This window comes from Methanoregula sp. (assembly GCA_026625165.1).
Lineage (GTDB): Archaea > Halobacteriota > Methanomicrobia > Methanomicrobiales > Methanospirillaceae > MVRE01.
This window is the reverse complement of record CP112999.1, coordinates 1,603,627-1,616,369: the sequence shown is the minus strand read 5'-3', so window position 1 is coordinate 1,616,369 and position 12,743 is coordinate 1,603,627. Positions and strand designations below refer to the sequence as shown.

The 12,743-nt window shown below is 53.4% G+C and carries 10 protein-coding genes and 3 tRNA genes; 5 read left to right on the top strand and 8 right to left on the bottom strand.

Annotated elements, in window-relative coordinates; all coding sequences use genetic code 11:
* Positions 1-80: 80 nt before the first annotated feature.
* Positions 81-154: transfer RNA gene (locus OS112_08410), tRNA-Phe, on the bottom strand.
* Between the two features lie 108 nt (positions 155-262).
* On the opposite strand from OS112_08410, the gene OS112_08405 reads away from it, so the two are divergent.
* Positions 263-1,231 (top strand): phosphoesterase, encoded by a 969-nt coding sequence (locus OS112_08405; GenBank protein ID WAC04478.1) that lies wholly within the window; start codon positions 263-265, stop codon positions 1,229-1,231.
* 25 nt (positions 1,232-1,256) lie between these two features.
* On the opposite strand, the gene OS112_08400 is transcribed toward OS112_08405, so the two are convergent.
* Positions 1,257-2,048: a hypothetical protein gene (locus tag OS112_08400; GenBank protein WAC04477.1), complete on the bottom strand. Its 792-nt coding sequence runs from the start codon at positions 2,046-2,048 to the stop codon at positions 1,257-1,259.
* A 40-nt stretch (positions 2,049-2,088) separates the two neighbouring features.
* Here OS112_08400 and metG point away from each other — a divergent pair, with 40 nt between their 5' ends.
* Positions 2,089-4,077 carry a methionine--tRNA ligase gene (gene metG / locus OS112_08395; protein ID WAC04476.1) on the top strand — a complete coding sequence of 663 codons (1,989 nt, stop codon included), beginning with the start codon at positions 2,089-2,091 and terminating at the stop codon, positions 4,075-4,077.
* Between the two features lie 33 nt (positions 4,078-4,110).
* On the opposite strand, the gene OS112_08390 is transcribed toward metG, so the two are convergent.
* Entirely contained in the window at positions 4,111-4,716 is a 606-nt protein-coding gene (locus OS112_08390; protein WAC04475.1) for a HEAT repeat domain-containing protein, read from the bottom strand.
* A gap of 191 nt (positions 4,717-4,907) precedes the next feature.
* On the opposite strand from OS112_08390, the gene OS112_08385 reads away from it, so the two are divergent.
* Positions 4,908-5,834, top strand: coding sequence for a DUF4349 domain-containing protein (locus OS112_08385; GenBank protein WAC04474.1), 927 nt, complete (start codon positions 4,908-4,910; stop codon positions 5,832-5,834).
* Between the two features lie 329 nt (positions 5,835-6,163).
* Here the strand turns inward: OS112_08385 and OS112_08380 are convergent, their stop codons facing one another.
* Both OS112_08380 and OS112_08375 read right to left on the bottom strand, forming a co-directional pair.
* Complete coding sequence (locus OS112_08380; GenBank protein WAC04473.1) at positions 6,164-7,891, bottom strand: hypothetical protein; 1,728 nt, start codon at positions 7,889-7,891, stop codon at positions 6,164-6,166.
* An 85-nt stretch (positions 7,892-7,976) separates the two neighbouring features.
* Complete coding sequence (locus OS112_08375) at positions 7,977-9,287, bottom strand: zinc ribbon domain-containing protein (GenBank protein WAC04472.1); 1,311 nt, start codon at positions 9,285-9,287, stop codon at positions 7,977-7,979.
* Between the two features lie 464 nt (positions 9,288-9,751).
* On the opposite strand from OS112_08375, the gene OS112_08370 reads away from it, so the two are divergent.
* Positions 9,752-10,372 (top strand): hypothetical protein, encoded by a 621-nt coding sequence (locus tag OS112_08370; GenBank protein WAC04471.1) that lies wholly within the window; start codon positions 9,752-9,754, stop codon positions 10,370-10,372.
* A gap of 33 nt (positions 10,373-10,405) precedes the next feature.
* Here OS112_08370 and OS112_08365 read toward each other — a convergent pair.
* Positions 10,406-10,478, bottom strand: a tRNA-Asp gene (locus OS112_08365).
* Positions 10,479-10,494: 16 nt separating this feature from the next.
* Positions 10,495-10,601 (bottom strand) — tRNA-Tyr (locus tag OS112_08360).
* Positions 10,602-10,736: 135 nt separating this feature from the next.
* Between OS112_08360 and OS112_08355 the strand changes: the two genes are divergently transcribed.
* Complete coding sequence (locus OS112_08355) at positions 10,737-12,254, top strand: 2-isopropylmalate synthase (protein WAC04470.1); 1,518 nt, start codon at positions 10,737-10,739, stop codon at positions 12,252-12,254.
* A gap of 43 nt (positions 12,255-12,297) precedes the next feature.
* On the opposite strand, the gene OS112_08350 is transcribed toward OS112_08355, so the two are convergent.
* Positions 12,298-12,660 (bottom strand): prefoldin subunit beta, encoded by a 363-nt coding sequence (locus OS112_08350; GenBank protein ID WAC06160.1) that lies wholly within the window; start codon positions 12,658-12,660, stop codon positions 12,298-12,300.
* Positions 12,661-12,743: the final 83 nt, after the last annotated feature.

Below are 12,743 nucleotides of genomic sequence, written 5' to 3'. Positions count from 1 at the left end.
CATTTATAACATTATTGGCGGGGTGCAGGGAGAATGAACGGATAAGCAGAGTAATAGCCTGGATGGGGATACGAAACTGATGCCCCAGCCCGGATTTGAACCGGGGACAACTAGATCTTCAGTCTAGCGCTCTCCCAAACTGAGCTACTAGGGCAGGAGTACAGATGTTATCCCTCGCGATTAATAAATGATCTGTTTTTAGTAGTTACCGGTATGGCCGGTGACCGTTCTTTTTTATGTGACGCGATGTCAGTATTAACCAATGCCGCTCCCGAAGAGTCCTCACGGTGATGAACCAGCTCTGGCAAATGCGGTTTCATCCCGCACTGCACACGTTATCCACCTGACGCATAACGACCTTGATGCGGTGGGAGCGGACGCGGTCCACCGTATGAATTACGGGAGCGACGGGGTTTTTACCATCTGGAGCTCGGTGGGCAGGTTCCCTGCGTTATTCTCTCTGGTCGCGTCCTGCAAAGGAAATGGCGACCGGCTCTCCATATCAGACCTCGGGTATCACCGCGAGATCGAGCACATCGCAGGCCATGCCCGGTCAAACGGCTGGCGGGTGGAATGGCGGGACCATCACCGCTGGCGGGACGACGAGGTTGCACGGGTGAAAAAAGAGGTCGCGCTGCTCCATATTGATACAGCTGTCTGCGCTACAGGCATTGTGGCATCCGATCTCGTGCCGGATAATACCGTTGCGGCTGAGGTTGCACGCATTGTCTGCGATTATGATTTATGGAAGCACCGCGATCCCCGGTCAGCTGTGCTCGGGCAGGTGCTCCAGCGTAAAAAGAACCGGGACCATGTACGCGATTGCCTCCTTGCCGGTGTTTTCTCTGACGAGATGATTGTGCAGGAGTATAATGAGATTAAAGCTGAGATGGATGCGATGATGAAACGGAGCCTCAAGCATACGACAATTCTCGGGAAAAAATACCGGATCGCGTTTGCACCGCTCTATGGGTACCCGAGCGAGACGGCCCACTTTATCCGTGACCAGAAAAAGACTGACATCGAGGTTATCATAGGCAAAGACGGGAGGTTTTCCCTGCGATCAGTCCCACCTGTCAGTCACCTGATCGCACGGGAGTTTTCCGGCGGGGGGCATCCCAATGCTGCGGGCGGTTCGTTCAATTTCTCTGTTCTCGAGCGGTTTGTATTCTGGCTGATAAAAAAGAGCAGGCATTTCGATACGTTTGTGAACATAGCCGAAGTGCATTAGCCGTGCACTATGGTCCTGGGGAGGATCAGATTGTATATCCTGCAGCTGCAACGAGATTTTTCCAGTATTCCTCACTGTTTCCGGTACAATATCCTCCGGCGATGATCTGGTCCGGATCGAACTCTGACAGAGCGAGAGTGATCGACTTCTTGTCCGGGTCAAGGATGATGAGCTGGCTGAGCTCGTACTCGTTTATGAGGTCAAAGACCAAGGGAAGATGGCTCCTGTCCACCGCAACCTGCCGCTGGTATCCCATCAGGGCTTCGAGGCTCTTTTTGCCCATATCCTGTACAAAGAAGAATACCTTCTGCCGTGTGAAAGCAGATACTTCCACCTCGCCGGCTGTCTCACAGATCAGCACATGCCCGCTGATCCCCCCATCACGCATCGAGCGCATGAGCGTGCGGTATGCGCTGGCGATCGCGTCGTGCCATTCGTTCTCATCATGGTAATAATCATCGGTGATCCCGAGCGCGTGGGGGGCGGGAAGTGCACACCAGATGTTCTTCTTCCGTGATGCAATGGCGTGTGCATCGCTGTTCACCAGTTCACCCTGAACCGCGATATCGTCAACAACAGTTGTGTTGTCAACACCGATCAGGCAGCTCATTACCCGGTCTTTGTAAAATTTTCCCCCGGCACAGGGGCTTGTTATTCCCGCAGAGATCTGGTGTATGAGCGACTGGTCCAGCTGGAACGAGATAAGGTCGCCGGACCTCCCGCGGTTCTCTGCAATCCATTCCGCAAGCGCCGGAACATCAGGTGTTTCCGGTTCTGCTCCAAAAGCCCGCGTCGGAAGGGGCCGCCGTTTGACCATGGTCATATCTTATTACGCATCAGAATCAAAAAACCTAGTCATGAACACGCCACCGCTGCTCGTCACCTGCGGGCTCCCGTACACCAACGGGCCCTGCCACCTCGGACACCTGCGCACCTATGTACCAGCCGACTGTTACGTCAGGTACATGCGCAGGGCCGGGGAGCAGGTCGTCTTTGTGTGCGGGTCTGACAACCATGGGACGCCCATCGTTGTTTCCGCGGAGCAGGCAGGCGTGTCGCCGCGGGAACTGTCAGAAAAATACCACCGGCATTTTGACGAGACATTCAGGCGGATGGGAATCACATTTGATCACTTTGGCATGACCGATGACCCGACCAACCAGAACCGGACAACCAAAATCGTCGGGTCGCTCATCAAAAAGGGGTATGTGTACAAACAGGTCGTCCACCAGGCGTACTGCACGAAATGCCGGCGGTTCCTGCCCGACCGGTATGTCGAAGGGGTCTGCCCGCACTGTGGAGCTGCTGCCCGTGGGGACGAGTGCGATCAGGGATGCGGCAAGCACTTGGAACCCGGCGAGATAAAAGAACCGGTCTGCAAAGTCTGCGGTACAAAAGCGGAGTTCCGGGACCAGGAGCACTACTTTTTCAGGCTCAGCGGGTTCAAGGATTTCCTGCTCCCCTATCTCGAGACGGTGAAAGGCACCACCAATGCAAAGAATTACGCAATCGGGTGGATTAAGGAGGAGCTACATGACTGGTGTATAACCCGGACCCTGGACTGGGGCGTGAAATTCCCCGGCCGTGACGATCTCGTCGTGTATGTCTGGGTGGATGCCCCGATCGGGTACATCGCGTTCACCGAGGAATGGGCAGAAAAGACCGGCAATGACTGGAAGAAATACTGGTGCGGCAACAACCGGGTTACGCACTTCATCGGTGGGGACATCATCTACCACCACTGTATCTTCTGGCCGGCACTGTTACAAGGAGCAGGCTATGGCGTGCCGTACGCGATTGTTGCATCCGGGATGGTGAAGGTGGACGACCACAAGTTCTCGAAGTCACGGGGATATGTGGTCTGGACAAATGACGATTACCTTGACAAAGGCCTGCCCGCTGATTACCTGCGCTATTACCTGCTCTCGTACACCAACCACACCAAGGAACTGAACTTCTCGTGGAAGGTCTTTGGCGAGCGGATCAACAACGAAGTGGTCAACATCTTTGGCAACTTCGTGTACCGCACCCTCTTCTTTGCTAACAAGGAATTTGGCGGGATACCAGAAGGAATAGCCGGCCCCGCAATCATCGCTGAAATTGAGAAATGCACAAAATCGGTCCATGGCTTCATGCAGGACTATGAATTCAAAGGTGCGATAGACGCAATCATGGGCCTTGCGGCGTTTGGAAATACGCACATGCAGGGCAATGCCCCGTGGAAACTAATTAAAACCGACCGTGCCGCTGCCGCACAGGTGATTAAAAACTGCGTCCAGCTCATCAAAGCCGTCACCCTTCTTATCGAACCGGTGATGCCTGCAAAAGCGCAGGAGTGCTGGGCGATGCTGGGATATTCAGATGCACTCGCAGGTCACCCGATCTCTGAAGCAACAGAGAAGATCAGGGCGGCAGGTATCCCGGCACCAAAACCGCTCTTTACCAGAATGGAGGATACGCAGGTTGCAGAGCTCGACGCCCTGCTCCAGAAGCGCGTGAAAGAAGCAGACAAAAAATCGGAGAAGATCCCTGTGGTTACATTTGAGGAATTCCAGAAACTGGACATTCGGACAGGTAAAGTGCTGTCCTGTGAACCAGTGCCAAAATCAAACAAGCTCTTAAAACTGGTTATTGACATCGGTCCGGAAAAACGCCAGATTGTTGCCGGCATGCAGCAGTTCTACAACCCGGACGAGATAGTCGGAAAAGATGTTGTCGTAGTCACCAACCTTGCACCCGCAACAATCTTCGGCGTGGAGAGCAACGGGATGATCCTTGCGGCAGGGGATGCGGCTTCGCTGCTCGTGCCGCTACGACAGGTAGAGCCGGGCAGTAAGATACGATAAAAAAGGTATAGGGCTCTATCCTAATCCTTTTTCTTATTGCAGCGCCTCGGAGATCGTCTCCCTTACCTGCGCATTCTTCTCAGTTTCAAGCGCCTTCTCAAGAGCTGCGGTTGCCTTTTTCCCGCCAATACCCCCAAGTGCCCGCACCGCCATCATCCTGACATACTTGTTCTCGTCCTTGAGCAGGATGATCATGGGTTCGAGCGCATCGGAATCACCGAGTTCACGCAACCCTTTTGCTGCCATGTACCGCACATGGTCGCGGTTATCCTTGAGCGCTGCAATCAGCGGCTTGACTGCCTTTTCATCAGCAATCTTTCCCAGCGCTTCCGCAGCCCGGTACCGTGTCTCCCATTTTGGTTCCTTCATCGCAGCGGTAAGTGGTTCGACTGCTGCCTTGCCAATGGTGGAGAGGGCGAGTGTTGCCTGCTCCCGGACAGACTTGTCAAAGTCTGCAAGTGCCTCGATCAGCGGCCGGATGGCACGCGGGTTCTTTGCCTCGCCGAGAAGGTATGCAGCATACTGCCGGACCTGCGGGTCAGTGCTGTTTTGCAGCGCTTTGACCATGCTCTCAAGTCCGCCTTTCTCTATCTCTTCGGCCCCTTCCGGTTTTTCAGGTACGGTATTTTCTGGCATCATCTGTCTCCACAGGTACATCTCCTAGGAATTATTTAAGCCCGATCACCAAATTGGTAAAAATATGCACATCCCAAAGGAGAACCGCAAACCGCTGAAATTTCCTGCAGATCGCTTTTATATATCTCCCTATAACTGCAAATTCCTTCGCAGTTTACCATGAAACTATATATTCCGGCAGTTGATGGATTGGTATGAACTACAAACTTGTCGCACTCATTCTGGTGTGCTGTGCTGTCGCAGCCACCGGCTGCATGGGGATTGCAGACAGCGTAGTGCCAAACCAGAGGACGTCATCAGCGGGGAGTGTGGGGGACTCAAACTGGCAGGGGCTTTCCGAGCAGAAAGCTGCTGCCCCGTACCCGATGGCAATCCCCACTCCCGCTTTATTGGCATCCGGCGATACCGCCACCGTCCCGGGCACTGGTATCGAGACAAAAATCGTCAAGACGGGGACCGCAACCATTGAAGTCAAAGACGTTGTAGCATCTGTTGATGCGTTAAAAGCGCTTGCGGTGCAGAAAGGCGGGTACCTTTCGTCTTCAAACATCCAGAAAAATTACAACAACCGGCTCTCTGCAACAATCGTGATCCGCGTCCCGCAGGAACAGTTTGAACCGACCATGGAAGGTGTCAAGGCGGTCGGTACAATAAAATCCGTTTCGACCTCCGGACAGGACGTGACCGAGGAGTATGTTGACCTGCAGGCCCAGAAGACCTCTTACCAGAACCAGCTCGCGCAATACAATCAGATTATGAAGAAGGCCGACAAAATCGAGGACGTCATCAAAATCCAGGCACAGATCAACCAGGTGCAGACCGCGCTGGACAGGATCGAGGGCAGAATGCGGTACCTCAACAGCAGGATCGACCTCTCCACAATAACCGTGAACCTGCAGGAGCCCGAGCCGGTCGGTGGCGAAACCGGGCATTCCTTTGTGACCGCGATCAACGAAGGGATCAGCGGGTTCCTCGGGATGATCGATGCACTGATCATCCTCTTCTTCACGTTCCTCCCCCTCATTATCATTGGCGGTGCTGCCTATGGTATCTACCGCTGGAAAAAGAATAAAAATGCAGCGACATCTCCTGCTCCCCAACAGCAGGAGAAAAAACCCTAATCTTTTTTAATCTCCCCAACCAGGAGTCAGACACAAAATACAATGACGAGCGTTGCTATACTCACGGGAATTACAAATGGACCTCCCACGGGGCTCGTTGAGTATAGCGACCGGAACATAACAGAAGCCGACGATAAAAACGATAAAGAGCCTGAAACTAGCTTTAACCACGGCATGAGCGATGCCAATGGCTTAAAGGGGGGCATTTATCAAAAAATGTGAGTCCTGCATGATAAGTCCTTTTTAAAACGGGGACGCGCCGGAAAAAAGATATCGGAGGATCGGCCCCGGCAGAGTATCTATTACCGTTGAGATAAAAAGGGATAAGTTTATGAAGGTGTTGTGGTCTGCACTGTTGTCACATTCCCGGTTGGGGAGGTTGTGGGGGTTACAGTCGGGGTTGCAGTTGTATTGACCGCGGTCTGGGTGCTGGTTGGTTTTACCGTGGGAGTGGCCGGGGGTTTGAAGTCGACCAATAAATCGACGGCACCTTTGGGAACTGCAGTCTTATCGCTCTTGATAAGGGTACCGTCCTTGTAGAGCTCCACTGCCAGGGGATTTCCTGATCCGTCACTCTTCTGGAATGATACCTGAATCATCCCTCCCTCCTTGACCGGGATCTGGTAGAGCTGGTCGCCGGAACCGGACACCGGTGCCTGGTTCCCCGGGGTGCCATAAGATCCCGACCATGCTCCGGCATAACTCACCTTCACCCATACCCCTGTCTGGGGAATGAGCGGTTGCGGGGGTGTTGTCGGGATCGGGATTGTTGTCATGACCGTTGTTGGGACTGCTGTTGTGCGAACGGGGGTAGGGATAGGGGTTGCCGGCGGTGTTGCCGCAGGGGTGGTTTCCGCGTCTTGTTTTCCCTGCTGGGATTTCATAAAAACAAATGCCCCTCCGATGACTGCTATGATTACGATGATGATTGCGATTATGGCATACAGTTTGCGTCGTGGGCCCGTTGCAGGGCTTTCGGCAGGGGGTGGGGAAACCGGGGGTATGGTTGCAGGAGCAGGGTGCTGGGGGAGATCTTTTCGTAAAAACAACTGCGGCAGAATTGACCGTTTTACCGGTGATGGCTGCGCTGCGGTGGCAGGTTGCTGGGTGGGTTCGCCCGCAGGAGGAATCGCAGTTAAATCTTCTGGTTGTGCTGCAGGTTCAGGCACAGCGGGAAAGTGGGACGGCACAAGGGGTGCCGGTTCAGTCCTTGGCACCGAGTCCTCAATCAAAGGTTCGATTGACCGGATCACTTCTTCAATGGGGCGCTCTTTACGTTCAAGCTGCTCTGCAGGGACCATAGGTATGTGAGGGGGCACATTCTGGTCAGCGATAGGGATCTCAACCTGTGCCGGGGTGGAGACAGAAACCTGAGGTACCGGTTGCGGTGCCGGCTGGGTGGAGGATGGCTCGACCATTTCCAGTGCCCCGGGTGCTACAACCTTGGAACCGCACCGGTTGCAGAACACGGATTCCGGTGGCACGCGGTTGCCACACCTTGAACAGAACGAGCCGGCCGGAAGGGACGATGTCTCAACAGGTACAGGGGGCAACTGGGTCGTCTCCACGATCTTTTTTATGGGCTGGACTATATCGATCTCCTTTTTTCCTGCAGGCCTGCTTGTGATCTCGATTTTCTGGGAGGGTGGCTCCTGCGGTTTCTTCTTCTGCTCTTTATCCATCGATGGGATCACATTACGGATCGCCTGCTGGAACGATGAAGTCGTGTGCTGTTTTAACGCCTTTGCCCACTCGTCGCGCTCCCGTTTCCGGTTCCCTCCCGCCTCCCGGGAGAAGGTGAGGACCACCTGACGGGTCTCACCGGAATTTGTTATGATCGATATAGTGAGGATCTGGTCCCGGATTGCATTTTCACTTGCCTCAACGCTCCGCATGGTTGCCAGAAGTATATCCTTTGGCGGCAGGAGTTCTTTTTTCCGGTCAATGAGGATGATACGTTTGTTGGTGAGGATTGCCTCAAAAGGGATGGATTTGACAAAAACATTTGGTGTTTTTAAAATTATGGATTCGTCTCCATGAAGCTCAGGGTCGCCCATATTACCACATTCTTCCTTTACAGTGGTTTGTCTGAAGGCAAAAAAGTGTTTGTGGTGAGGACAGGCGAATTTTTAAAAAATGTCATCATTTTCCTGTTGTCTGGGCACTGGTTGGTTTTGCAGTGTTCGGGTCGACTGTAATATCAACAGTCCCATGCGGGACTGTGGTAACGCCCTGCTTGATCAGCACCCCGTTTTTATAGATCCCGACAACCAGCTCATGCGGGCGGCTGGAGGTATCTGCCCGCTGGAATGTTGCCTGTATTGTCGTGTTGGGATTTTCGACCTCATACAGGTATTCGCCGGAACCTGTTACTGATTTCAGGGCATCCGCTGTCCCGTATGACCCGGTCCACATCCCGATGTAACTGACCCTGACCCATACACCTTTTGCAGGAATCGGTGCGGCAGTCTTTTCAACAAAAACAAATGTCGGGGTGGGTGTGGCAATCTTCGTGCCGGTACCGGTTGTCCCGCCATCAGCGGCAGGTGTATTGTTCAGGAAGTTAATTATGGCAAATACCACGCCTCCGATCACAATGATAAGGATTGCGATGACTGCGATGATCATAAATGCCTTTTTATTGGAGCCGCCCGGCCGTCCGCCCTTTGATGGCGGGACGCCGGGGCCGGGTTCCGGCAGGCGATCTTTTCGCCGGAATAGTTGCGGCAGGACCTGCCATCTCTCCTTTTTGGCTTGCAAAGCCCGGGCCGGCTGAGGTGAGGGCCGGGTGCCAGTGTTGGCATAAGTCGAGGGTGGCTCTTGTTCCGGCACGACAATCTTTGCACCGCACCGGACGCAGAACAAGGAACCTGCAGGTGCACGACTACCGCACCGGGAACAGAACAAAGGTGCGGGAAGGGGTGCTGGTTTAAGCGGTGAGGGAATCGCAGGAGCACTTTGTCCGATCTTTTTTTGGGGTTCTACAGCATCAACTGACTTTTTCTCCAGAGGCAGGGACGGACTCCCGCTCCGTACCGGTGCAGTGTCGGGGAATTTTGCTTTTTTTTCCGGATTGAGGCCGGGGATAACGGTACTGAACACTTTTTTCAATGATGAACGAGTATGCTTCTGGAGCGCCCGCACCCATTCATCCCGCTCCCGTTTTCTTTTGGCTCCTGATTTACCGGAGAATGTGAGCACTATCTTCCGGGTCTCACCGGTAGTGGCGATGATCGCAAGGCTGAGGGTCAGGTCGCGGATAGCGTTTTCACCGGGCTGAACATCCCGGATGGTCGCAAGCAGGATATCTTTGGGCGGAACAAGGTCATTTTCCCGGTCAATCAGGATGATCCGTTTGTTGGTAAGGACCGCCTCAAATGGGATGGATTTGACAAAAACATCCGGGGTTTTCAGGATAACAGACTCATCTCCGTGCAGGTCGGGGGCGCCCATCAACGATCCTCCATTCTTACCACTGGTTTGTCCGGTGGCAAAAAAGGATTTGTGGTATGGGGGTGGGAGATGCAACGGTTAAACCCATTTTTCACTCTCTTATCCCCGTGGTACCCTAAACGGTTTTTTTAATCGAAGACCTAACTTTTTATACTAAACTGGTCTTCTCAAATGGTTGTTTGCGACAGCCGGAGCAAACGTCCACAAAAAGACCCCATAGGCCCCTTTGCTTTGTCGAATCCAGAAGAGATGAGACATAAGGCGAATCCATCAGGATTTTTAAAAGCCGGGCAAACGAGGCCAAATTGTAATCAGGCCAATTTCCGGCTCCGTTAGGTCAGTCATGAATCCCCACCTGTTGCCGGTTATTGTGGCAATTTATACTGTCCTCTGCTCATGATTATTGCGTACAACACTATACATAAAACAATTTTATCTTGGATATCCCAGTTTAGGCAGGGATTATGAACCAAGCAATCATCATGGGAATCCTCATCTGCACTATGTTTACCGCAGGGTGTTTTCTCCTTGATCCGGGCCCTCAGTTAATCCCACCGACAACACTGCAGACTTTATCCCCCACACCGGAGAGCAGAACCTCGACGGTCGAGCCGTCCGGTATGGCACTCCAGCTCTCTGATTTACCGCAGGGGTATGTCATCAGGGAACGCTCGGAGGTTGCATACTCAGATGTCAAGGTGCTGGCGCGGGACGAGGGGTGGAAGAAAGGATATTACGTCGCGTTTTACCGGATGAACACTCAAAACTATGATATCACGGGCATCACCCAGCAGATCAGCACCTACCCACTTGACCGCATCAGGATCATCTTTGATGAGGCCAAATCCGATATAATGACACGGGTGAACGCTTCGGTATCGGTCACCGAACTGCCGTTCCCGAAAACCGGCGACCGGTCTATCGCCCTACGGCTCATTGACGCCAATGACCAGTACGGCATCATGACCTATACCGTGATCTTTACCAAAAAGGATGTCCTTGAACAAATCGAGATGAAGGGGACGACCACGGATTACGAAGTCTTAAAAAATATTGCTGGGACGGCAGCAGGGAAGATCCGGTAATAAGCTGAAAAACAGGTCTTTAAAAAAAACAGACGCCCAGGTCGGAATTCGAATCCGAGTCGATTGCGTGACAGGCAATCATGATAGGCCACTACACTACCTGGGCAGATATGGAACAGATGTCCCGCCTCCCGGATTCGAACCGGGGACATCGCGGTAGCCGCGCAGTTACCTAATGTCGGTAAACCATACTACAGCCGCGCACTCTACCAGTCTGAGTTAAGGCGGGGCACTGCGCTCATACTATAGGGATGATCGGGTATTAAACGTATCGTTATACCGCCCGATTCCCCGTATCTGCCCCAAATTACGGTCTTATTTATATAACTTGCATGCGAATGATTTGGTATGGCTCGTAACATAGTTGCGGGAGATTGTCTTCTTCACCGATAGCAATGCCCGTGGAGAAGTGACTGTTTTTGATACCACGCTCCGGGACGGAGAACAGACCCCGGGAATAGCATTCACCTTTGAACAGAAACTCGAGATCGCACGCCAGCTCTCCGACATCGGCGTCCATGCCATTGAAGCGGGGTTCCCCGCATCCAGCAAAGCCGAGAAGGAGACGGTCACTGCAATCAAAAAGCTCGGTCTTGAGGCGAATATCTGCGGGCTTTCCCGCATGACAAAAGCAGACGTCGACGCCTGCCTTGACGCTGGTGTCGATATGGTGCACGTCTTCATCCCGACATCTGACATCCAGCGGGTAAACACGATCAACAAGAGCCGTGAGGAGGTGCTTGCCATCTCCGACGGGATCATCCGTTACGTCCGCGACCATGTGGACCAGTGTATGTTCTCGGCAATGGATGCGACCCGGACCGACTGGGACTACTTAATGCAGGTGTTCCAGACCGCCGCAGCTGCCGGGGCGACAATCATAAATGTGCCTGACACCGTTGGGGTTATTTCCCCGTCCGGCATGAAGACGCTCATCTCGCGGATCGCACGGGAGGTAGACTGCCCCATCGATGTGCACTGCCATAACGATTTCGGTCTGGCGGTGGCCAACACCATCGCTGCAGTGGAAGCCGGTGCATCGCAGGTGCAGGTGACTGTCAATGGGCTTGGGGAACGGGCGGGGAACGCAGACCTCGGGCAGACCGTGATGATCATGGAATCGATCTACGGAATACGCACCGGCATTAAAAAGGAACGGCTTGTCGAGACCTCCCGGATTGTTTCACGCTTCTCTGGGATCACGATCCCCCCCACCCAGCCGGTTGTCGGGGAGAATGCGTTCTCGCATGAGAGCGGGATCCATTCCCACGGGGTCATCAAGAACGCGGCTACGTTTGAACCCGGCATCATGACACCCGAGATGGTCGGGCACCGGCGGAGGCTCACGCTCGGCAAACATGTAGGCAGGCACGCAGTGCGCCAGATGCTCACAGATGCCCATATCTGTCCGACAGATGCCCAGCTCGATACGATTGTTGAGAAGGTAAAAGCGGTCGCAAACCGCGGGAAACGGGTGACCGACGCCGACCTCTATGAGATCGCGGAGAGCACGATGGGCATCGAACTGAACCATAAGGTGCTTGCTCTGCAGGACATCGCAATCATGACCGGGAACCATATGATCCCGACTGCAAGTGTCAAGGCGACCGTCAACGGTAAGGAGCATGTATTCTCAAGCGTGGGAAACGGCCCGGTCGATGCGGCGCTCAATGCAATCTTCGGGATCGTACCAGCCCGAATCCAGTTAAAAGAGTTTAACATCGAAGCTATCAGCGGGGGTTCGGATGCGATGTGCCACGTGACCATTGCTGTCGAGGACGAGCACGGGAAGATCTATGATGCAAGCGGGAGTGGGGACGATATCGTCCTTTCATCTGTCGAGGCGCTGGTCAACGCGATCAACCTGATCTACCGGAAATGATACTTTTTAATTTTTTTTAAAAACCAAAAAATTAAAAAAAATATTACGCTGCTGTCGGTGCGCCTTTTCCTTCGAGCGCAGCTTTGATCTGCGCCTGCAGCTGCTCAAATTTACCCTGCAGCATCTTCTCCTGTTTCTCTAATGACTTGATACGCAGTTCGAGCATCTCCACCTTTTCAGAAAGCTTTGAGTTCACGACATCTTTTTTCTTCTGCATCATTACAGACCCCACGCTCATGTACATCGCGGAATCTTCGGGCAGGTCTTTGATCTCTTCCTGCGCCCGCTTTGCCTCGCGAGCTGCCATCTCATACTGCGCCTTCTGGGACAGGATCGTCTGGAGTTGCTGCTGCACCTGCTGGAGCATCGCAACCTGGTTCTGGACTTTGGGTGAGATATTGTTCATCATTAACACTCCGTGTGGTTGTATTCAGGAACCCGGGAACCGGTGCATGAGGTTACGGCACCGTGTGCCTGTTGTGGTATAGT